The organism is Microbacterium trichothecenolyticum (assembly GCF_030818955.1).
GTDB lineage: Bacteria > Actinomycetota > Actinomycetes > Actinomycetales > Microbacteriaceae > Microbacterium > Microbacterium trichothecenolyticum_B.
Map to the genome: position 1 here is coordinate 1,111,465 of NZ_JAUTBF010000001.1, position 20,960 is coordinate 1,132,424.

At 71.1% G+C, this 20,960-nt stretch carries 21 protein-coding genes and 1 pseudogene; all 22 read right to left on the minus strand.

Annotation, left to right across the window (positions count from 1 at the left end):
- Entirely contained in the window at positions 1–591 is a 591-nt protein-coding gene (gene lspA, locus QE412_RS05365; RefSeq protein ID WP_307480994.1) for a signal peptidase II, read from the minus strand.
- Positions 592–600: 9 nt separating this feature from the next.
- Positions 601–1,215, minus strand: coding sequence for a DivIVA domain-containing protein (locus tag QE412_RS05370; RefSeq protein ID WP_307480996.1), 615 nt, complete (start codon positions 1,213–1,215; stop codon positions 601–603).
- A gap of 120 nt (positions 1,216–1,335) precedes the next feature.
- Positions 1,336–1,638 carry a YggT family protein gene (locus QE412_RS05375; RefSeq protein ID WP_307480997.1) on the minus strand — a complete coding sequence of 101 codons (303 nt, stop codon included), beginning with the start codon at positions 1,636–1,638 and terminating at the stop codon, positions 1,336–1,338.
- Positions 1,639–1,643: 5 nt separating this feature from the next.
- Positions 1,644–2,117 (minus strand): cell division protein SepF, encoded by a 474-nt coding sequence (locus QE412_RS05380; RefSeq protein ID WP_307480999.1) that lies wholly within the window; start codon positions 2,115–2,117, stop codon positions 1,644–1,646.
- A 31-nt stretch (positions 2,118–2,148) separates the two neighbouring features.
- Entirely contained in the window at positions 2,149–2,832 is a 684-nt protein-coding gene (locus QE412_RS05385) for a YggS family pyridoxal phosphate-dependent enzyme (RefSeq protein ID WP_307481001.1), read from the minus strand.
- Positions 2,833–2,899: 67 nt separating this feature from the next.
- On the minus strand, positions 2,900–4,087 hold the full coding sequence (gene ftsZ / locus QE412_RS05390) for a cell division protein FtsZ (RefSeq protein ID WP_307481003.1): 1,188 nt from the start codon (positions 4,085–4,087) through the stop codon (positions 2,900–2,902).
- 151 nt (positions 4,088–4,238) lie between these two features.
- Positions 4,239–5,177: an FtsQ-type POTRA domain-containing protein gene (locus tag QE412_RS05395; protein ID WP_307481005.1), complete on the minus strand. Its 939-nt coding sequence runs from the start codon at positions 5,175–5,177 to the stop codon at positions 4,239–4,241.
- A 2-nt stretch (positions 5,178–5,179) separates the two neighbouring features.
- Complete coding sequence (gene murC, locus QE412_RS05400) at positions 5,180–6,586, minus strand: UDP-N-acetylmuramate--L-alanine ligase (RefSeq protein WP_307481007.1); 1,407 nt, start codon at positions 6,584–6,586, stop codon at positions 5,180–5,182.
- Between the two features lie 222 nt (positions 6,587–6,808).
- Positions 6,809–8,272: an aldehyde dehydrogenase family protein gene (locus QE412_RS05405; RefSeq protein WP_307481009.1), complete on the minus strand. Its 1,464-nt coding sequence runs from the start codon at positions 8,270–8,272 to the stop codon at positions 6,809–6,811.
- An 11-nt stretch (positions 8,273–8,283) separates the two neighbouring features.
- On the minus strand, positions 8,284–9,798 hold the full coding sequence (locus QE412_RS05410; protein ID WP_307481011.1) for an FAD-dependent oxidoreductase: 1,515 nt from the start codon (positions 9,796–9,798) through the stop codon (positions 8,284–8,286).
- Positions 9,795–10,181, minus strand: coding sequence for a (2Fe-2S)-binding protein (locus QE412_RS05415; protein WP_307481013.1), 387 nt, complete (start codon positions 10,179–10,181; stop codon positions 9,795–9,797). Before QE412_RS05415 ends, QE412_RS05410 begins: the two co-directional genes overlap by 4 nt.
- Complete coding sequence (locus tag QE412_RS05420) at positions 10,178–11,335, minus strand: NAD(P)/FAD-dependent oxidoreductase (protein ID WP_307481015.1); 1,158 nt, start codon at positions 11,333–11,335, stop codon at positions 10,178–10,180. The genes QE412_RS05415 and QE412_RS05420 overlap by 4 nt, the downstream gene beginning before the upstream one ends.
- Positions 11,332–12,114, minus strand: coding sequence for a GntR family transcriptional regulator (locus QE412_RS05425; RefSeq protein ID WP_307481016.1), 783 nt, complete (start codon positions 12,112–12,114; stop codon positions 11,332–11,334). The genes QE412_RS05420 and QE412_RS05425 overlap by 4 nt, the downstream gene beginning before the upstream one ends.
- Complete coding sequence (locus tag QE412_RS05430; RefSeq protein WP_307481018.1) at positions 12,111–13,145, minus strand: ornithine cyclodeaminase family protein; 1,035 nt, start codon at positions 13,143–13,145, stop codon at positions 12,111–12,113. The genes QE412_RS05425 and QE412_RS05430 overlap by 4 nt, the downstream gene beginning before the upstream one ends.
- A pseudogene (locus QE412_RS05435) lies at positions 13,142–14,144 on the minus strand (proline racemase family protein). The gene QE412_RS05430 and the pseudogene QE412_RS05435 overlap by 4 nt, the downstream one beginning before the upstream one ends.
- A 12-nt stretch (positions 14,145–14,156) precedes the next feature.
- Positions 14,157–15,065 carry a dihydrodipicolinate synthase family protein gene (locus QE412_RS05440; protein WP_307481020.1) on the minus strand — a complete coding sequence of 303 codons (909 nt, stop codon included), beginning with the start codon at positions 15,063–15,065 and terminating at the stop codon, positions 14,157–14,159.
- 94 nt (positions 15,066–15,159) lie between these two features.
- Positions 15,160–16,050, minus strand: a complete 891-nt coding sequence (locus QE412_RS05445) for a substrate-binding periplasmic protein (protein ID WP_307481021.1) — start codon at positions 16,048–16,050, stop codon at positions 15,160–15,162.
- Between the two features lie 67 nt (positions 16,051–16,117).
- Complete coding sequence (locus tag QE412_RS05450) at positions 16,118–16,777, minus strand: amino acid ABC transporter permease (RefSeq protein ID WP_307481023.1); 660 nt, start codon at positions 16,775–16,777, stop codon at positions 16,118–16,120.
- Positions 16,774–17,424: an amino acid ABC transporter permease gene (locus QE412_RS05455; RefSeq protein ID WP_307481025.1), complete on the minus strand. Its 651-nt coding sequence runs from the start codon at positions 17,422–17,424 to the stop codon at positions 16,774–16,776. The genes QE412_RS05450 and QE412_RS05455 overlap by 4 nt, the downstream gene beginning before the upstream one ends.
- A complete protein-coding gene (locus tag QE412_RS05460) occupies positions 17,424–18,206 on the minus strand; it encodes an amino acid ABC transporter ATP-binding protein (protein WP_307481027.1) in 783 nt (260 codons plus the stop codon). Before QE412_RS05460 ends, QE412_RS05455 begins: the two co-directional genes overlap by 1 nt.
- Positions 18,207–18,533: 327 nt before the next feature.
- Entirely contained in the window at positions 18,534–19,607 is a 1,074-nt protein-coding gene (locus tag QE412_RS05465; RefSeq protein ID WP_307481029.1) for a UDP-N-acetylglucosamine--N-acetylmuramyl-(pentapeptide) pyrophosphoryl-undecaprenol N-acetylglucosamine transferase, read from the minus strand.
- 91 nt (positions 19,608–19,698) lie between these two features.
- Entirely contained in the window at positions 19,699–20,952 is a 1,254-nt protein-coding gene (gene ftsW / locus QE412_RS05470) for a putative lipid II flippase FtsW (RefSeq protein WP_307481031.1), read from the minus strand.
- Positions 20,953–20,960 lie beyond the last annotated feature (8 nt).

Below are 20,960 nucleotides of genomic sequence, written 5' to 3' on the forward strand. Positions count from 1 at the left end.
TCAGCGCATGCCCGGCTCGCTCGACGCGTCGACCGCACCGCCGTCGGTCTCGGCGGGTTGGCGTGCACGCGACGCGCGGGTCTCGCGGGTGCCGTCGAGTCGCAGGCCGAACAACACGAGGAGCGCCACCGAGATCATCATCGACACGATGAACACATCGGCGACGTTGTAGATCGCGGGCATCATCCACGGCGTCGAGATGAAGTCGACGACGTGGCCCACCGGGAACCCGGGTTCGCGCAGCAGGCGATCGGTGAGGTTCCCGAGCACGCCGCCCAGCAGCAGACCGAGCACGATCGCCCACAGGCGCGAGCGTACGCGGCGCACGGCGAGGAAGACGATCACGCCGGCGACGACCGCGAGGGCGATGGTGAACAACCACGTGACGCCCTCGCCGAGCGAGAAGGCGGCCCCGGGGTTGCGGACGAGGTACAGCTGCAGCACGTCGCCGAAGACCGGGACGACGCGCTCCGGAGGGAGATTGTCGATGGCGACGGTCTTCGCCAACTGGTCGGCGGCCAGCACCACCACCGCAAGGATCGCGATGACGATGCCGGCCGCCGCCGGACGCAGAGGAGATCGACTGCGCAAAGAGTGGTCCTACAGGCCGATCGCCGACACCGGCGTCGAGCCCGAGGACGATGCCGTGGTGTCGAGGTCGCGGAGCTGACCCTCGATGTAGCTGCGCAGCTGCGAACGGTAGTCGCGCTCGAAGTTGCGGAGCTCGGTGATGCGGCCCTCGAGGACGGTGCGCTCCTTCTCGAGACGGGCACGCTCTTCGCGGCCCTTCTGCTCGGCCTCGGCGAGGATCGACGCGGCCTGGGCCTGCGCCTCGCTGACGAGCTGATCGCGCTGGGCCTTGCCCTCGGCGACGTGCTCGTCGTGCAGACGCTGAGCGAGCTCGATGATGCCGGCACTCTGCGCCGCGGGAGCCGCGTCGTCGGCGGCGGGGGCCGCAGCCACGGGAGCCGGGGACTCGGCCACGACGGGCTGCGCCGCCTGCGGCGCCTCGGCCGCGGGGGCAACGGCCGGGGCGGCCTCACCCGACTCGTAGGCAGCGAGCTTGGCCTTCAGCTCTTCGTTCTCGGCGATCGTCTTGCGCCACTCGACGACGATCTCGTCGAGGAAGTCGTCGACCTCGTCGGGGTCGAAGCCCTCCTTGAAGCGGACGTGCTGGAACTGCTTGGTGACGACGTCATCGGGGGTCAGTGCCATGGTGTTTCCTCTTTCGAGAGCTCTGAGTTGGAACTATTGGGGTGTCGCACCGGGGCGTACCGCTTCGGGACAGCATAGCCGTCGCCCTCCGTCGGTGTCGAAGGACGGCAGCTCCGAGAGTTATAGGGCAGCGAGCGACCGGGTGACACTCAGCAGCAAGAAGCAGACGAACAGGGTGATCGCGAAACCGAAATCGAACGCGATACCGCCGACGCGGAGCGGGGGAATGATACGGCGAATGAGCTTGATCGGCGGATCTGTCACGGTGTACACGATCTCCGCCGCAACCAAGGTCGCGCCGCGCGGACGCCACTCACGGTTGAACATCGGGATGTACTCGAGCACGAGGCGCGCGAGCAGCAGAACGATGTAGATGAAGAGGATCGCGCTGAGGACGGAGCCGATCAGGCTGACAACGGCCACGGGTCTTACGGCGACGTGAAGGGCACGCCCTCGGGGTCGGCCTGAGCGATCGCACCATCGCCGGACACGGCGATGTTCTCGGGCGAGAGCAGGAAGACCTTGCTCGTCACCCGTTCGATGCGACCGTACAGCCCGAGCGAGAGACCGCTCGCGAAGTCGATCAGGCGACGCGCGTCGGCGTCGCTCATCTGCGACAGGTTGATGATGACCGGGATGCCCTCGCGGAAGTTCTCGGCGATCGTCTGCGCGTCACGGTACTGCTTGGGGTGCACCGTGAGGATCTCACTGACCGGACCGACCGAGGGCTGACGCACCACAGCGGGGCGGTGCAGCGGGGTCACCGGGGCAGCCTTTTCGACGGGTGCGACCTGCGTCGGCTGCTGCTTCCGCGCGATGGGCTGCGGCGCAGTCTCCTCATAGGTCTCTTCCTCATCGGCGAGGCCCAGGTACACCATCGTCTTCTTGAGGGGGTTCGACATCGCTTCCTCCGTTCGCTCGTCTGGTTCGAGGCTAGTCGCGCGGGGGCCTCGGGCCCGTGATTGCGGACCCGATCCGCAGGTGTGTCGCGCCCATCGCGATCGCCTCGGGGAAATCGCCCGTCATGCCCGCCGAGATCCACCCGGCATCCGGCACGACACGACGCGCGTCGTCGGCGGATCGTCGCAGCCGCTCGAAGGCCCGCGCCGGCTCCTCGTCGAGCGGGGCGACGGCCATGACGCCGCGCAGGCGCAGGCTCGGCAGGCCCGCCACGTGCGCGGCGAGTTCCTCGACTCCCGCCGGGGCCACCCCTCCGCGGCCCGGGTCATCCGTCAGGTTCACCTGCAGCAAGACGTCGAGGATGCCGTCTGCCCCGGCCGCGTCGAGCGCGTCGGCGATGCGCGCACGATCGACCGAATGCACGGCATCCGCACTCGCCCGCACCGCGCGCGCCTTGTTCGTCTGGGCCTGGCCGATGAAGTGCCAGGTGAGATCCCGGATGCCGGTGAGTTCCGCGCGTTTGGCCGTGAGCTCCTGCTGCCTGTTCTCGCCGACGTGGCGCACGCCGAGCGCGTGCAGGTCGGTGACGAGGGATGCGGGGTGGAACTTCGTCACGACGATGCGGGTGACCTCCGCGGGGTCGCGGTGCGCCGCGCGGGCGGCATCCCGAATTCGCTCGTCGACGGCGGCGAGGCGGTCGGCCAGGGCGGTGTCCATGCTGCTCCTTCGACGACGAGAGCGGGCCCGGTGGACACCGGGCCCGCTTTCGGCGGAACTCTCGCGCTTACTTCAGGAAGTCGGGCACGTCGAGGTCGTCGTCGGCGTAGCCGCCGTCGTACGAGGTCTCGGGCACCCGGGCGGTGACGGGCGCCGGCTCGGGACGACGCTCGGTCGGGCGCTCGGCTGCGCTCTTCTGCTCTTGCGCGGCGTCGAGGTCGCGCGCCACGTCGTCGGCGGGGATGGCCGGAACGACGGGTGCCGTGACGGGACGTTGCGCGCCGACCGCGTCGATGCGCAACGAGGGCTCTCCGCCGTCGAAACCCGCGGCGATGACGGTGACGCGCACCTCGTCGCCGAGAGTGTCGTCGATGACCGTACCGAAGATGATGTTGGCTTCGGGGTGCGCTGCCTCTTTGACCAGCTGGGCCGCGTCGTTGATCTCGAAGATGCCGAGGTTCGATCCGCCCTGGATCGACAACAGCACGCCGTGCGCGCCCTCGATCGATGCCTCGAGGAGGGGCGATTCGACGGCGAGCTCGGCGGCCTTGATGGCGCGATCCGCTCCCCGCGCCGAGCCGATGCCCATCAGGGCCGACCCCGCACCCTGCATGACCGACTTGACGTCGGCGAAGTCGAGGTTGATGAGACCGGGGGTCGTGATGAGGTCGGTGATGCCCTGGACACCGGCGAGCAGCACCTGGTCGGCCGTGGCGAAGGCCTCGATCATCGAGATGCCGCGGTCGCTGATCTCGAGGAGACGGTCGTTGGGGACGACGATGAGGGTGTCGACCTCTTCCTTCAGGCGCCCGACACCGCCCTCGGCCTGGCTCTGGCGACGGCGGCCCTCGAACGAGAAGGGCTTGGTCACGACACCGATGGTCAGCGCGCCGATCGACTTGGCGATCTTGGCGACGACGGGCGCCCCACCCGTGCCGGTGCCACCGCCCTCGCCGGCGGTCACGAAGACCATGTCGGCGCCGCGCAGGGCCTCTTCGATCTCTTCCGCGTGATCCTCGGCGGCGCGTCGACCGACCTCGGGGTCGGCTCCGGCGCCGAGCCCGCGCGTGAGCTCGCGACCGACGTCGAGCTTGACGTCGGCGTCGCTCATGAGCAGCGCCTGGGCGTCGGTGTTGATCGCGATGAACTCCACGCCGCGCAGGCCGAGCTCGATCATGCGGTTGACGGCGTTGACGCCGCCCCCGCCCACACCGACGACCTTGATCACGGCGAGGTAGTTCTGGTTGTGGCTCATGCCGGCCTCCGTTTGTCCCCGAACCCGAAACTCTAAACCTCATGTTGAGGGTTAAAGAATTGCCCGGTATGCAATTCCTTAGCTCGAAGGTAGGCGGCGCGAAGGAGCCTGCCCGAGCGACACGCGGCGTGTCGGATTATCCCCTCGGATATCAGCGGACGACGCCGGCCTCGGGCGAGGTCACGTCGTACTCCTTCGTGCGATCCGGCGGGCTCTTCGCCATCAGCCGATCGAGCACGACCGCCTTCTCGGCCGAGCGGTCGGCGCTCCCCCACGCCACCCGCGACCCGGTCGCCCCGAGGGTGAGGGTCACGTCATCGGGCGTCGACGCGGTGACCCCGGTGACCTGCGTACGCACGGCATCCGGTAGAGCACGCATGACCCGTCCCGCCGCGCGGAAGGCCTCGGAGTCGGTCCCGCCCGAGATCTCCAGCAACGGTTCACCCGCGGGGGCGGCGGGCGTGGTCGAGAGAGCGACGCCCGCGGCATCCACGACCGTGAAGCCGGCCGCGGTCTGCAGCACACCGATCGGGGTGCGCTCGACGATGCGCACCACCAGGTCGTGCGGCGGCCGCGCCTCGAGTGTGTAGGTCTCCACGAGCGGGAAACGCACGAGCGCCGCCTTCACCGCGCTGTCGTCGACCAGGGCCAGCGGGGTGCCGATCTGTGCGTCGAGGGCGGTGGTCACCGCCGCGACGTCGAGCTGTGAGGCCCCCACCACATCGATGCGCTCGACGGCGAACAGCGGGCTGTACGCCGCTCCCACCGTCCCGACGACCATGACGACGAAAGCGGCGGCCACACCGATCCACACGCGTCGGCGGCGGCGTTGACGCACCGTGAAGCGGCGCACCTCGGCCGTCAGCGCCCGGCGCCGCGCCCGCGACGCGCGCCAGACGTCGCGCAGGCTCGCCCCCTCGGCATCCCGTTGCGACGCTGACGGCTCCGCCGCGACGGGGCGCACGAGCGGGGTCGTCTCGTCAGCGGGGTCGGGATGCCGCAGCGGCGGCGGCGCGACGGGCTCGTCGACCCGCCGACGGGCGGGCGGCCCCGACGCCGGGGCCGCGGGCAGGGGCGACGGCCGCTTCACGCTCAGACCGCCGCGGCCTCGGTACGCGAGAGCGCTTCGAGCACCTGCGGGATGATCTGGTACACGTTTCCGCAGCCCAGCGTGATGACGTAGTCGCCGGGACGGGCGATCTCGGCCGTGTAGTCGGCGGCCGCCTGCCAATCGGGCACGTAGTGCACGTGTGCCGGGTCGGCGAACGCGCCGCTGACGAGCTCGCCGGTGACACCCGGCACGGGGTCTTCGCGCGCGCCGTACACGTCGAGCATGACCGTGTGGTCGGCGTGGGTCTCGAGCACCTCGGCGAACTCGCGGTACATCTCCTGCGTGCGCGAGTACGTGTGCGGCTGCTGGATCGCGATGATGCGCCCCTCGCCCACGACCGTCCGCGCGGCCGAGAGGGCGGCGGCGACCTCGGTCGGGTGGTGCGCGTAGTCGTCGTAGACGCTGACGCCCTGCTGTACGCCGTGCAGCTCGAACCGGCGCACCGTGCCGCCGAAGCCCTCCACCGCGCGGGCGGCGCCCTCGAGCGAATGGCCGAGCACGCGGAGCACGGCAACCGCCCCCGCGGCGTTGACGGCGTTGTGGGCGCCGGGAACGCGCAACTGCACGTCGACGCTCTCGCCGTCGGCGGTCAGCGTGAAGGCGACCGGCCCGTCGGTGCGGATGCCGCTGAGCCGGACGTCGACGTTCTCTGCCGCGCCGAAGGTGACGACGTTCGCGTGCGTGATGCGCTCGCGCACCGCGCGGGCCCCGGCGTCGTCGGCCGAGATGACCACGGCCTCGCTCGCCGCGTCGGCGAAACGCGCGAAGGCGGCGTCGAACGCATCGCGCGAGCCGTAGTGGTCGAGATGGTCGGGGTCGACGTTGGTGATGAGCGCGACCGAGGTGTCGTACAGCTCGAACGTGCCGTCGGACTCGTCGGCTTCGATGACGAAGAGCTCGTCGGAACCGGTGCCGCTGGAGGCGCCCAGGTCGGCGATCACGCCGCCGTTGACGAACGTCGGGTTCTCGTTCAGCGCGCGCAGCGCCGTGACGATCATGCCGGTCGAGGTGGTCTTACCGTGCGCTCCGGCGACCGAGACCAGGCGGCGTCCGCCGATGAGCCAGTGCAGCGCCTGCGAGCGGTGGATGACGTGCAGGCCGCGCTGCTTCGCCGTGACGAACTCGGGGTTCTCGGGCCAGATCGCGCCGGTGTGCACGACGGTGTCGGCATCTCCGAGGTGGGCCGCGTCGTGCCCCACGTACACGGTGGCGCCCCGGGCGGCGAGGTCGCGCAGCGCTGCACTGTCGGCGCGGTCGGAGCCGGAGACCCGGATGCCGCGGTCGAGGAACATGCGCGCGAGGCCGGACATGCCCGAACCGCCCACACCGATGAAGTGCGCGGAGGTGATGGTCGCGGGGATGGGGAGGCTCAGGTCGGGTCTGATCATGGCGTCTGCGAGTTTACGTCGCCCATGCTGCGCATCGGCCTCGGCGCGCCCTGCGGGCCGGTGCGATCGCGCCGACGCGCGGAGCCGGCGTATCGCGCCGATGCGCCGTTCACCAGAACAGGGGATGCCGTGAGGACAGGCCGTCGCACCCGGCATCGGCCCTGTTCTCGTGGCATCCCCTGTTCTCGGCGAGCACGCAGGGCGTTCTCCGCCGCGGCGTCGTCAGTGCGTCGTCAAGACACCGTCGACCACGCGCGGCACGCCCCACGGGTTGGACTCGCGCAGCGGCTCGGGAAGCAGCGCGTCGGGCACGTTCTGATACGCCACGGGTCGGGTGAAGCGCGTGATCGCCGCGGCCCCCACCGAGGTCGTCGCCGGCGCGGTCGTCGCCGGGTACGGACCGCCGTGATGCTGCGCGTGCGTCACCGAGACGCCGGTGGGCCACTGGTTCCACAGCACGCGCCCCGCCCGGCCCGAGAGCACCGGCAGCAGATCGGCCGCGAGGGCGTCATCCGGATCGGCGAAAAGGCTCGCGGTGAGCTGGCCCTCCAATCGCGCCGCCAGAGCCGGCAGGACGCTCTCGTCGTCGTACTCGACGACGAGAGCGGCGGGGCCGAACACCTCGCCCGTGAGGGTCTCGAGGTCGGCGACGACCTGGTCCACCCCGACGCGCAGGAGGACGGGCGTCGGGCTCGCGGATGCCGCGTCGACGACTCCGTTCGCGACGACGACGTCGGGGTGGTCGGCGAGCGCGCCCAGGCGGCGGGCGAATCCCGCGCGCATCGCGTCGTTGAGCATCGGCACGCCGTCGGGCAGCACCGCGTCGGTCAGGATCGCGGGCAGCTCGGAGTCCGCCGGCACGAAGAGCAGTCCCGGCTTGGTGCAGAGCTGCCCCGCACTGCCGGTGACGGAGGCCACGAACCCGTCGGCGATCTCGCCCGCCCGGGCCCGCGCCGCGCCGGGTGCGACGAAGGCCGGGTTGACGCTGCCGAGCTCACCGAAGAACGGGATGGGCTCGGGTCGGGCTGCGGCGATGTCGAACAGTGCGCGGCCGCCTGAGATCGACCCCGTGAAGGCTCCCGCGGCGATCTGCGGCGCCCGCAGCACCCGCGCCCCCGCCTCGGTGCCGAAGACGGTCTGCACGAGCGCATCGGGGGCCCCGGCGGCCGAGGCGACCTCATCGATCACACGCGCCGTCTCCGCGCTCAGACGCGGGTGGCCCGGGTGCACCTTCAGCACCACGGCGCTGCCGGCGGCCAGGGCGCTGGCCGTATCGCCCCCGGCCACCGAGAACGCGAACGGGAAGTTGCCGGCCGCGAACACCACGACCGGTCCGACCGCGATCCGCACCCGCCGCAGGTCAGGGCGCGGCGCGCCCATCGGCCAGTCGGGGTCGGCGTGGTCGATGCACGCGTCGAGCCACTGTCCGCGAACGATCTCGTCGGCGAGGAAACGCAGCTGGAACGTCGTGCGGACCAGCTCCGCGGTCAGACGTGTCTCGGTCAGATGCGTCTCTTCGGCGGCGACGTCGATGAGGCCGGGGCCGGCACCGTCCAGGGCGCCGGCGAGCGCGCGCATCACCCGTGCCCGCTCGGTCGGGGCCGTCCGCGCCCAGGCGGACGAGGCCTCGGCGGCGCGGGCGACGATGCGGTCGACCTCTTCGGCGGTGGTGTCGGGGATGGTCATCGGTTCTCCTGTCAGGGGCGGTCGGGCGCCGCGGTGGCCGGCGCGAGCGCGTGCGCGTGCGGGCTCTCGGGCTCAGGGGGCGTCGACGCCCCTGCGAGCGCCGCGATCTCGCCGAGCGGGAGCGGGATACCGATCGACCGCTTGTGCAGCGGCTCGATCTGGGCGGTGCTCCATCGGCATCCGGTCCGTTCTCCGACCAGGCTCGCGAGGGCGAACCCGCAGACCCGGCCCTGACACCACCCCATCCCGGGACGCGCCGTGACGCGGACGTCGCGCGGGTCTTCGGCGCGCTGGTCGTCGACGGCCTCGGCGATGGCCGCCGCGTCGACTTCTTCGCATCGGCAGACGAGCGTGTCGGGCTCCAGCCACCTCGACCACTCGGTCGGCACGACGCTCGCGGCATGCATCGCGCGGGCGAAGGCGCGCGCCCGCGCGACGCGTCGACGCAGCCCTCGCCGACGCGCGGGGGCGTCGGTGCCGAGGGCGTCGGCCACCGTCGTGCGGGCCGCGAGCTCGCCCTCGGTCCACGATTGCACGGCGCCGCCGATCCCGGTCGCCTCCCCCGCGACGTAGACACCCGACAGCGAGGCGCGGTGATCGGCGTCGATGTCGACCACGAGCGAGCCGTCGACGTCGAGACGGGTGCGAAGCCCCAACTGCACCGCCAGCTCGAGCTGCGGCGTAAACCCCCACCCGAACGCCACGAGATCGGCATCCACACGGGTGGGCTCGCCCGTGGCGCGGCCGCGCGTGTCGACGCGAGAGAGCGAGACCCCCTCTGCCCGATCCTCGCCGTGCACGCGGGTGACGATCGTGCGGGAGCGGAAGGGGATGCGGTGACGCAGGAACGTGCGCGCGTACTCGGCCCCCTCGAGGAGCTTCCCGGGCTCGAGGGCCGCGTGCAGCGGGCGGCGGGCCCACCGCAGGAGCGAGTTCGCCTCGCACACGGCGACCACCTCGACACCGGCCTCGGCCAGTCCCGCCGCGACCGACAGCAGGAACGGCCCGGTCCCGGCCACCACCGCGCGGCGCCCGGGTGCGATCTGATGCGCTTTGACCAGGGCCTGCACGCCGCCGGCGGCCATGACGCCCGGCAGCGTCCAGCCCGGGACGGGCAGCTGCCGATCGTAGGCACCGGTGGCCAGGATGACTCGCTCGGCCGACACCGCGCGTTCGGCGGGCGGTACGGGATCGGCGCCGGCGACGGCGGCGGTGTGCAGCACGAAGCCGGTGCCGCCCGCGAGGATCTGCCACACCTGACGGCCGTACAGACGGCGGACGGCTCCGCGAGCGACCGCGGCGTCCAGCCGTGTGCGCAGGTCGACGAAGCGTCGCCAGTGGTGGTGACCGACGGACTCGTCGCGCGCGAAGTGCGGCAGATGGGGTTCGGACGGGTGCCTCCAGAACTGTCCACCGCTCTGCAGGCCCGCATCGATCACCGTCACCGTCATGCCCTGTTCGGCGGCGGTGACGGCGGCGGCGAGGCCCGCGGGGCCTGCACCGATGACGGCCAGTGTGCGCGTCATGAGACCTCTCTCGACGTGGGGGACGAAACGGCGTCGTCTCCATGCGGCGCCTCGCCCGCGGGGACGCACGGGCGCTCGGCGGCGTCGGCGGCGACGAGGGGAGCATCCGGATCCGCGCTCAGGACGCGGGCTCCGGCGACGGCGGGAACCAGGCACGCGCGCTGACTGCGCCGATCGTCGACGGTGAGCAGACAGTCGAAGCACACGCCGATGCCGCAGAACAGTCCCCGGGGGCGCTGCTGCACGCGGGTGGTGCGCCACGACGTGATGCCGTGCGCCATGAGCGCGGCGCCGACGCTCTGCCCGGCGACGAACGGCACGCTCTCGCCGTCGAACGAGAAGTGGGCGGATTCGGCGGCGCGCTCGCGATCCACGGCGCTCATGCGGCGGCCACCAGGTCGAGGCGCGCGGGGCGGAACGGGGCGAGGTCGAGATCGGGCGTCTGCCCCCGGAGCGCCTGGACGAGGAGCTTGGCCGTCCCGACCGACAGTCCGACCCCGGCTCCTTCGTGCCCGGTGGCGTGCCAGAGGCCGGGGAGACGGTCGTCTTCGCCGATGGCGGGGAGGTGATCGGGGCAGTACGGGCGGAACCCCGTGTACGTCCGCAGCACGTTCGCCCCGGCCAATGCCGGGAACAGCGCAATCGCAGCGCTGGCCAGTCGCGTCACCGGCTCCAACGCCCAGCTCTCGTCGAACCCGACGCGCTCGCGGCTCGCGCCGATGAGCACCGTCCCGCTCGGGGTGCCCTCGACCACCGGCGACACCTGAAGCCCGGCGTCGCCGCTGGCGACGTCACCGACGTACTCGGCTGCGTAGACCTTGTGATGCACGGTCACCGGCAAAGGCTCGGTCACGAGCACGAATCCCCGTCGTGGGAGGACCGGCAGATGCACGCCCGCCGACGCGGCGACCTCGCCGCTCCACGGGCCGGCGCAGTTGATCACGGCCCCGGCCGGGACGACCTCACCGCGCGTGCGGACGCCGATCGCGCGACCGCCGCGCACGAGGATCTCGTCGACGGGGTGGTGCGGTCGCACCTCGGCGCCGTCGGCACGGGCGAGCGCGAGCAGGTGGTGGGCGGCCAGCACCGGCTGCACCTGCGCGTCCTGCGGATAGAACGCTCCGGCCACGAGCGCCGGGGAGAGAGCGGGTTCGTAGGTGCGGAGCGCTGCCGAATCGGCGACGTCGTCGACCTCGATGCCGAGGCCCCGCTGGTGCTCGGCGAGAGCGCGCAGCGTGGCGGCACTGGCGTCGGACGTCGCCACCACGAGCCCGCCTTTGGCCTGGAACTCCCACTTCTCGGCGTGCTCGGCGAGGTCTTCACGCCACACGCTCTGCGAGTACCGGGCGAGCTCGAGCTCGGGACCGACCTCTTTGTCGGAGAGCAGGAGGTTTCCCTCGCATCGGCTGCTTGTGCCCGAGGCGATCGGCCCGCGGTCCAGAACCACGACACGCAGTCCCGCGCGCGCGGCGAAGCACGCCACGGCCGCGCCGACGATCCCCGCGCCGATCACGACGACGTCGGGGCTCCGGCTCATCGCGCACCTCGGCGTTGCGCGCCGGCGCCCGCGTCGGCGCCCGCGTCGTCGGCTGCGGCGGCGTCGGTCGCCGTCGGCTCGGCAGCGGCCGGCTCGGCCGCCGCGTCACGACCGGACCAGTCGGTGGTGACGTGGGCGATGTGCCCGCGCACCAGTTCGCGGGCGCCCGCGGCGTCACGGGCGGCGATGGCGGCGAGGATCTCATGATGCTCGCGCGCGGAGTCGGCCAGATGCCCCTGGGCGGCGAGGCGCGACAGACCGAAAAGCCGTGTCTGCGAGCGCAGTTGCGCGACGAGGTCGACGAGGCGGTCATTGCCGGTATAGCGCAGGATCGTCAGGTGCAGGTCGCTGTCTTTGGACAGGTACTCGACGAGCTCGCCCCGCTCGGCGTGGACGACGATCTCGTCGGCGAGGATGCGCAACGAGGCCAGCTCCCCGTCGGGGATGCGGGGGGTGGCTGCTTCAACAGCGGGCGGCTCCAACAGCAATCGGATGCCGGCGACCTCTTCGAGATCGCGATCGGAGACCTCGGTGACGAGGAAGCCCCGGTTGTTCAGCGGCGTGACGAGCCCCTCGCGGACGAGGTCGAGCATCGCCTCGCGCACGGGGGTCGCCGACACGCCGAACTGCTCGCCCAGGCTCGGCGCCGAATACACCTCGCCGGGGCGCATCTCGCCGCTGACGATCGCCGAGCGCAGCGCCTGCTTGACCGTCTCACGGATGTTCGGCTGCCGTTGCAGGCGCACGACGTTGCGCAACTCGCCCGGGCCCTCGGTCACGATCCACTCTCCCCTGCCACCGTCACGTGCGGCGTCCTGCGCCGCTCGGCCACGATCCGTTCCGCCATCACGAGGTCCTCCCATGCCATTCCCACGCCGGTGTAGAGGGCCGGACGCCCTCCGAGCCTCTCGGGTCTCGACCTCACCAGCTCCGCCAGAGTCGTCAGCGACTGTACGCCCGACTCCCACTCGTCGACCGGACGCGCCTGCATGAGGTTGCCGTTCTCGCGCAGCGCCGACGCGCGCCCTTCGACGATCACGTCGGCGGCCCGGACGAGCGTCGCGTCGATCTCACGGTGGTCGAGCCCATGCGCCCCGACCGCGGCGACGATGGCGTCTGCGCCGATGTCGTCCAGCCCGAGCACCGGCGTCGACGACGACGTCGCCGTGATCACCACGTCGCTGGCGCGGAGGTCGGCGTCGGTGGCGACGCGCGCCGGCACCGTGTCGGAAAGCCGTGCCGCCAGCGCGGCCGCCGCGTCGCTGCGCCGCCCGAGCACAGCGACCTGCTGCACCGGGACGACCGCGGCGAGCGTTCGCACGTGCGCCTCGGCCTGCGGTCCCGTCCCGATCACGGTGAGCAACGCGATCGAGGGCGAGGCCTGCTCGCCGCCGAGAAGGCCACGGATGGCCACCGCGGTCACGGCGGGCGTGCGCACGAGCGTGAGGGCGGCGCCCTCGAGCACCGCGACCGGGCGAAGATCGCTCCCGTCGAACAGCAGGTACCAGCCCTGGATCTTGGGCGCCCCGGCAGCGGGATTGTGCGGAGCCACGGTGAGGGTCTTCAGTCCCGCGTGCGTGCGCGAGTGGGCGGGCAGGAGCAGGAACTCCCCCACTGGCAGCGGCGACGAGAGGCGTGGCTGATCCGCCTCGGGGTCGAGCCCGTCGCGCAGGGCCGCGGTGATCGCCGCGACCGCGACCCGGGGATGCGCGATCTCGCGAATGGCCGCGGCGTCGATGAAGGCGATGTCGCCGGGCAGCCCCGGTGACTCCCCGGTCTCGGCGGACGACGTGCCGACGACGGCGTTCACAGCAGGAATCCGCGCGGGAAGGGATCCGACGGATCACGCATGTACTGCGCGGTGCCGGTGACCCAGGCGCGACCGGTGATGGTCGGGACCACTGCGGGGATGCCCGCGACCTCGGTCTGTTCGACGAGCCGCCCGACGAACGTCGTTCCGATGAAGGACTCGTTGACGAAGTCGGTGTGCAGGGGCAGCTCGCCGCGCGCGTGCAGCTGTGCCATGCGGGCGCTGGTGCCCGTTCCGCACGGCGATCGATCGAACCAGCCGGGGAAGATCGCCATGGCGTGCCGCGAGTGCCGGGCGGTCGAGCCGGGCGCCGCGAGGTAGACGTGGTGCACGCCGCGGATGCCGGCGTCGAGCGGATGGACCGGCTCCGCGTCGCGCCTCCACGGCCGCCATGATGGCCAGGCCCGCGCGCAACAGCTCATCTTTGCGGGCGCGCTCGAACGGGATACCGAGACTCTCCGTCGACACGAGGGCGTAGAAGTTGCCGCCGAACGCGAGGTCGTACGCGACCTCACCGTAGCCGGGCACCTCGACGGAGGCGTCGAGAATGTGCACGAACGACGGGACGTTGCGGATCGTCACCGCGTCGGCGTGCCCGTCGCGCACCTGGACGTCGGCGACGACGAGTCCCGCGGGGGTGTCGAGACGGATGGTGGTCACGGGCTCGGTGACGGTGACCATGCCGGTCTCCACTAGCACCGTCGCGACGCCGATCGTGCCGTGGCCGCACATCGGAAGGCATCCCGAGACCTCGATGTAGAGCACGCCCCAGTCGGCGTCGGGCCGGGTCGGCGGCTGCAGGATGGCACCGCTCATGGCGGAGTGCCCGCGCGGCTCGGTCATCAGGAAGGTCCGCACGTGGTCGCGGTGCTGAAGGAACCACTGCCGACGCTGCTCCATCGTCTCGCCAGGGAGGACGCCGACCCCGCCCACGATGACGCGGGTCGGCATCCCTTCGGTGTGCGAGTCGACCGCGTGGTACACCTCAGCGGAGCGCACGGGAACCCCCGATCACTTGTAGCCCTTGGCGAGCACGGCCTCGGTGTCGGCGATGATCCGGGTGCGCACGGGCTCGGGCAGCGGCAGGCGGGGCGGGCGCGTGGTGATGCCCGCGGGGGCGACCCCGGCCACCTGCTGCGACAGCTTGATCGCCTGCACGAACCACGCCTTGGAGTCCCAGCGCAGCAGCGGGTGCAGATCGCGGTAGATCTCCAGCGCGCGCTGCCACTTCTGCGGGTCGCCCGAGGTCGACAGCTCGTACAGCTCGACGGTGGCCGACGGGATGGCGTTGGGGTACCCGGCCACCCACCCGAGGGCGCCGTTGATGCCGAGTTCGAGCACGACGTCGTCGGAGCCGATCGAGATGTCGAGGTCGGGCACGAGTTCGCGGATCTCGAACGCGTGGCGCACGTCACCCGAGAACTCCTTCACCGACACGATGAGCCCGTCGGAGAACAGCCGCGCGAGCAGGTCGGGCCGCAGGTCGACCTTGGTGTCGATCGGGTTGTTGTAGGCGAGGATCGGCAGGCCCACCTCGGCCACGCGACGATAGTGGTCGACGACCTCGTCGTCGGAGGCGTTGTAGGCGTTCGGCGGAAGCAGCATGACAGCGGGGGCGCCGTTCTCGGCGGCGTGCTCGGTGAGGCGCACGCTCTCGAGGGCGCCGTACGCACCGACCCCGGGAATGACGGCGACGCCCTCGGGGGCCGCCTCGACCGCGGTGAGGAACACCTGCTTGCGTTCCTGTTCGGTCAGGGTCTGGTACTCGCCGAGCGACCCGTTGGGGATGATGCCGGTCACGCCGTTCGCCGTGGTGAAGCGGACGTGCTCGGCGTACGCGTCGTACGCGACCGAGAAGTCGTCGTGGAAGGGAAGGGTGGTGGCGAGGTTGACACCGTGCCAGGGCTTGCGTTCGGTCATGGGAGAGTCTCTCGTGTTAGCGGGGTGCGCACGTGTTATTGCAATTGTACAGGGTGGGGGTGTGCGACGGCTCGACGCCGCACACCCCAGAACGTCAGCTGGCGGGAACGATGTACTGCGTCGCCTGCACCTTGCCGAGATCGGGATCCAGGCCCGCCTTCGACAGCAGGCCAGCGATGGCTCCATCGGCGCGCATGGCCTCGATGTCGTCCGAGATCGCCGTCTTGAGCGAGGTGTTCCCCTTCGTCAGGGGGAACGCCGCCTCGGGGGCGGGCTCGAGCGCCTTGACGCGCGAATCGGGGGTCTTGTTCGCCAGGGCGATCTTCACCGAGTCGTCGCCCGGGAACTCCGCGACCGCGGTGCCGTAGGCGTCGATGAGAGTGGTGAGCCGGCCGGCGTCGAAGTCGGCCTTGAGCTCCACCGAGCTGGGGTAGGTCTGCAGCCGGTCGCCGAGGATCGCGCGCAGATCGTCGACCCACAGGTAGCCCTCGATAGTGCCGACCTGACCGGTGGACTTCTCGATGTCGGCGACCGACGTCTGTCCGTCCTTGGAGACGATCCCCATGCCGTCGAGGTACGTGGATGCCGAGAAGTCGACGGCCTTCAGACGCTTCTCGGTCGCATCGATCGTGCCGATGGCGATGTCGAGCGTGCCGTTCGAGATCGACTGCACCGCGTCGGCATAGGTGGCCTGCTGCCAGACCGGCTCGAGGCACTCCTTCTCGAGGATGTCCTTGACGATGTCGACGTCGATGCCGGCGGGCTCGCCGCTGTTGTAGCTGGAGAAGGGGACGATGTCGATGACGCCCACGGTCAGCTTGCCCGACGAGACGGTGGTGATGCCCTCGTGGGCCGGGGTGCAGCCGTCCGCGACGGTGCTCTGCGGGGAGCTGCAGCCGCTCAGGGCCAGCGCGGTGACGGCGGCAGCCGAGGCCAGCAGGCCGACGTGGCGGAGGGGACGGGACAGGGTGGGGCGACGGTGCATGGGATGTGCTTTCTCTCAGGGGTGAGCGGACGGGTGGAGCACGGGGGACGGAGGAGACGAGTCAGACTCATGCACGGTGGGCACCGAGCCTCTTCTCGAAGAAGACGGTGATCCAGGTGGCGGGAACCGAGACGACGGCGTAGACGAGGCCGGCGAGGACGAACACCTGCAGGTACTGGAAGTTCTGCGAGCCCAGCTGGTAGGCCTGCTTCATCAGCTCGGGCACGGCGATGCCGTACGCCAGCGACGTGCCCTGGAACATCTGGATGGCGAGCCCCATGAGGCCCGGGATCGCGGAGCGCAGCCCTTGCGGGGCGACGACCCGGGCGAGGGTCCAGCCGCGCGTGAGCCCCAGCGCGTCGGCGGCTTCGAGCTGCCCGCGCGGAACGGACTGGACGCCTGCGCGGATGATCTCGGACGAGTACGCGGCGGCGTTCCACGACAGACCGATGCACGCGGCGGTGAAGCTGTCGAAGGTGATCCCGACCTTGGGCAGGCCGAAGTACACCAGGTAGAGGATCACCAGTGCGGGCGCTCCGCGCCCGATCTCCACGATCACGAGACACGCCACGCGGACGACGGTGGCCCGCACCGAGACGCCGAATGCGAGCACGATGCCCAGGGCGTAGCCCACGACGATGGAGATGAGGGCGAGCACGAGGCTGATGCGCAGTCCGTCGAGCATCGACGGCAGGTAAGAGGCCCAGTCGGCGAGGAGCTGCATCATGCCACCGCCCGTCGAAGACGCGCATCCAGCCGACGCGACGCGTAGGCCACCGGCAGGCTGAGCACGATGTAGAGCCCGCCCGCGATGACGTAGGGAAGCAGCCCCGCCAGGGTGGGGTTCTGTCGCGCGAAGGACTGCGCCTGGAACACCATCTCGGCGACGACGATGGTCGAGGCGATCGAGGTGTCTTTCAGCAGCCCGACGAAGTAGGTGGCGATCGAGGGCGACACGATCGTGAACGCCTGCGGGAGCACGACGTGGAACAGGCGCGTGCGCGGGGTGAGGCCGAGCGCCTCGGCCGCCTCGGTCTGCCCGCGCGGCACGGTCTGGATGCCGCCGCGGTAGATCTCGGCGAGATAGGCGATCGAGACGAGGCCCAGGCCCACGATGGCCGACTGCAGGGCGTCGAGCTTGAATCCGCCGATGACGATGCCGAACTTCAACACGAAGAGCCAGACGATGATGGGGATGCCACGGACCAGGTCGACGCACACACGGCAGAGCAGTCGCAGCGCGAGGTGGCGGGACTGCAGGCCGAGCGACACGGGCAGGGCGCCGACCACGCCGATGAGCATGGCGCACACGGCGAGCAGCAGGGTGAGCGGCAGTCCTTTGAGGACCGCGACGGCGGCGGCGAGAACGTCCATCAGCGCTCCAGTACCGCGCGCAGGAACCGGCGGGTGCGCTCGACCTGGGGGTCGGACATGATCGCGCGAGGGTCGCCCTGTTCGATGATGTGCGAGTCGGCCATCACCACGAGGGTGTCCGAGACGTCGCGGGCGAAGTGCATCTCGTGGGTGACGACGAGCATCGTCATCCCCTCGTCGGCGAGCTCGCGCATCACCGCCAGCACCTCCAGGCCGACCTCGGGGTCGAGGGCACTGGTGGGCTCGTCGAAGAGCATGATGCTCGGCTCGAGGGCCAGAGCGCGCGCGATGGCGATGCGCTGCTGCTGACCGCCCGAGCAGCGCCCGGGGTGCTCGTTCGCCTTGTCGGACAGCCCCACCCGCGACAGCAGCGCGTGGGCCCGGTCGTGCGCCTCTTCTTTGCTGCGCCCGAGCACCTTGCGCTGCGGGAAGACGATGTTCTCGAGCACGCTCAGGTGCGGGAACAGGTTGAACGACTGGAACACCATTCCCACCGATCGACGGAGGGCGGCGAGATCGCGAGCGGTGACCGCGCGTCCGGGCTCGATGACGTGCCGATCGACGCGGATGACGCCGGAGTCGGGCCGTTCGAGCAGGTTGATGCAGCGCAGGAACGTGCTCTTTCCCGCCCCGGACGGTCCGATGAGCGCGGTCACCGTGCCCGGCTCGACGTGCAGCGAGACGTCGTCGAGCACGACGGTGTCGCCGTACCTCTTCGACAGATGCTCCAGGTCGATGCCGACGCGCTCCGCGCCGTGCGCGGATACCTCGATGAGCGCCATGGCCGCCTTCCTCTCGATGTGTGTCATCCCCACCCCGGAAGCCGCTTGCGGTATCGGGATATTACATGTGACATTGCACTGTCAGGTATAACGCACCACATGCCACCTACCGAATCGCTTTACATGAATTTCACATGTCGCAGCGCATCGTCATCATCACGAAACACAGCAGCTGCGGCGCCGGCGACCCGGCGAGGGGGACGCGGCCGGCGCGAGCACACGCGTGCACCCGTTCGCGACGACGGTCAGCGCCGACCTCGACGCGCGCTCTCAGCCGCCCTCCCCCGCGCAGCCGCCCTCCCCCGGGCAGCAGCTCAGCACCGCCTCTCAGCGGGCGAGAGCCTCGTCGACCAGGGCGATCACGTTCTCGGTGCCGGTACGGATGCCGGTGCGCGCGGCTGCGGAGCGCATGGCGCCCCGGCGTTCGTCGTCGCGCAGCAGCGGTACGATCTCGGACCGCACGCGCTCGGGCGTGAGATCGGCGTCGGCGATGAGCAGGGCCGCACCGGCGCGCACCGCCGCGGCGGCGTTCAGGCTCTGCTCGCCGTTGCCGACCGCGTAGGGCACGTACACCGCCGGGATACCGAGGGCGCCGATCTCGCTCACGGTCGCAGCGCCCGAACGCGAGACGATGAAGTCGGCCAGGGCGAACGCCAGGTCCATACGGTCGACGTAGCGCACGACGGCGTATCCGTCGACACCGGGGTCGGGCAGGTCGGAGTTCTGTCCCGTGACGTGCAGCAGCTGCCACCCGGCGTCGAGCACGTCGCGCCACGCCCCGCCGAAGGCCGTGTTCAGCCGCAGCGCCCCGAGCGAGCCGCCGAAGACGAGAAGCGTGGGGCGTGCGGCATCCAGACCGAAGCGGGCGGCGGCTTCGATACGTAGGGCCGCGGCGTCGAGGTCGACGATCTCGCGGCGCAGTGGCATCCCCACCACGCGCGCTCGGCGCAGGGGCGTGCCCTCGAACGCCACGCCGACCCCGGCCGCACCGCGAGCACCGAGCACGTTGGCCAGGCCCGGCTTGGCGTTGGCCTCGTGCACGACGAACGGCACGCGCTCGCGTCGCGCGGCGACGTAGGCGGGGGCCGCGGCGTACCCGCCGAAACCGACGACGACGTCGACCCCGCGCTCGCGGATCATGCGGCGTACCGCGGCGACCGCACGCAGGAACTGCGCGGGGAAGGCCGCCGCCGCCCTGTTCGGGCGTCGGGGGAAGGGCACCTTGGCGACGATGAGCAGTTCGTACCCGCGCAGCGGGACCAGCCGCGACTCGAGGCCCTCGCGCGTGCCGAGGACGAGCACCTCGGCCGAGGCGTCGCGCGCGCGCAGACCGTCGGCGACGGCGAGGAGGGGGTTCACGTGCCCGGCGGTGCCGCCGCCGGCGAGGAGGTAAGTCGTCACCGTAAAACCCTAGCCAGATCAGCGCGGGCCCCGGCGACCGGCGGGTCAGCGACGTGCGAGTCGGCGACGGGCGGGTCGGCGACCGGCGGCCTCAGCGCGAGCGGGTCGAGGGCGTCGAGGCGCGGCCGCGCGCGGGACGCGACGGTGCCGTGGCCATCGCCCGGCGATCCGGCAGCGTGCGCGCGCACGACAGCAGCACACCGCACGCGATGAGCACCGACAGCAGCGAGGTGCCGCCTTGCGACATGAAGGGCAGGGGAACGCCGAGAACCGGGAACACCCGCAACACCACGGCCACGTTGATCATGGCCTGACCCACGATCCAGATGGTGATCGCGCCGCACACGATGCGCACGAACGGGTCGTCGGTGCGGCGGATGATGTGAAAGGCCCCCACGGCGAACAGCGCGAACAGCGCGAGCACCACGACGCAGCCGATGAGTCCGAGCTCTTCGCCGACGATGGCGAAGATGTAGTCGTTGGCAGCGGCGGGGAGCCAGTCGTACTTCTCGGCGGAGTTGCCGAGGCCCACGCCGAACACTCCCCCGGCGGCGAGTCCCCAGATGCCGTGCAGCGGCTGGTAGCAGTCGCCGAGGTAGTTGGCGAGGCAGTCCTGGTCGAGGAAGCTCATGATGCGGCGCATGCGGTCGGCGCTCGTGAGGGCGAACAGGGCGATGGCGCCGAGGGCAGCGATCGCCGGCAGCACGAAGATGCGCAGGCGCAGGCCCGAGAAGAACAGCGCACCCAGCAGCACCAGCACGAGGATCATCGTCGTGCCGAGGTCTTTTCCCCCCATGACGGTCGCGATCACGAGCGCGGTGACCGGCACGATCGGGATGAACACGTGCCGCCAGTCGCCCAGCAGGGTCTGTTTGCGGTACAGCACGTAACCGAGCCACAGCGCGAGAGCGAGCTTGAGGAACTCCGCCGGCTGTGCCTGGATGCCGGCGATGAGGATCCAGTTGCGGTTGCCGTTGGCCGAGATGCCGAGCGGGGTGAACACCAGCAGCTGGAAGGCGGTGGCGAGGATCAGCGCCGGCCACGCCATGCGCTTCCAGAACTTCAGGGGCGCACGGCTGAGCACGAACATCAGCGGGATGCCGATGACGGCGAACACCGCCTGCTTGAGGACGTGCTCGAAGGGGCTCTGGCCGTCGTCGAGCGCCGAGGTGGCCGAGAGCACCATGATCAGCCCGAAGCCGGTCAGCAGCAGGGCCGCCGAGGTGATGAGGAGGAACTCGCTGGGCACGGGACGAAAGGCCCGGCCGAGCGACACCCGGGCGGCCAGGCCCGCGCGGGCGGGCTCGTCGGCGTCCTGACGGGGAGGCGGTGCCGTCGTGGTCACTCGTGTCC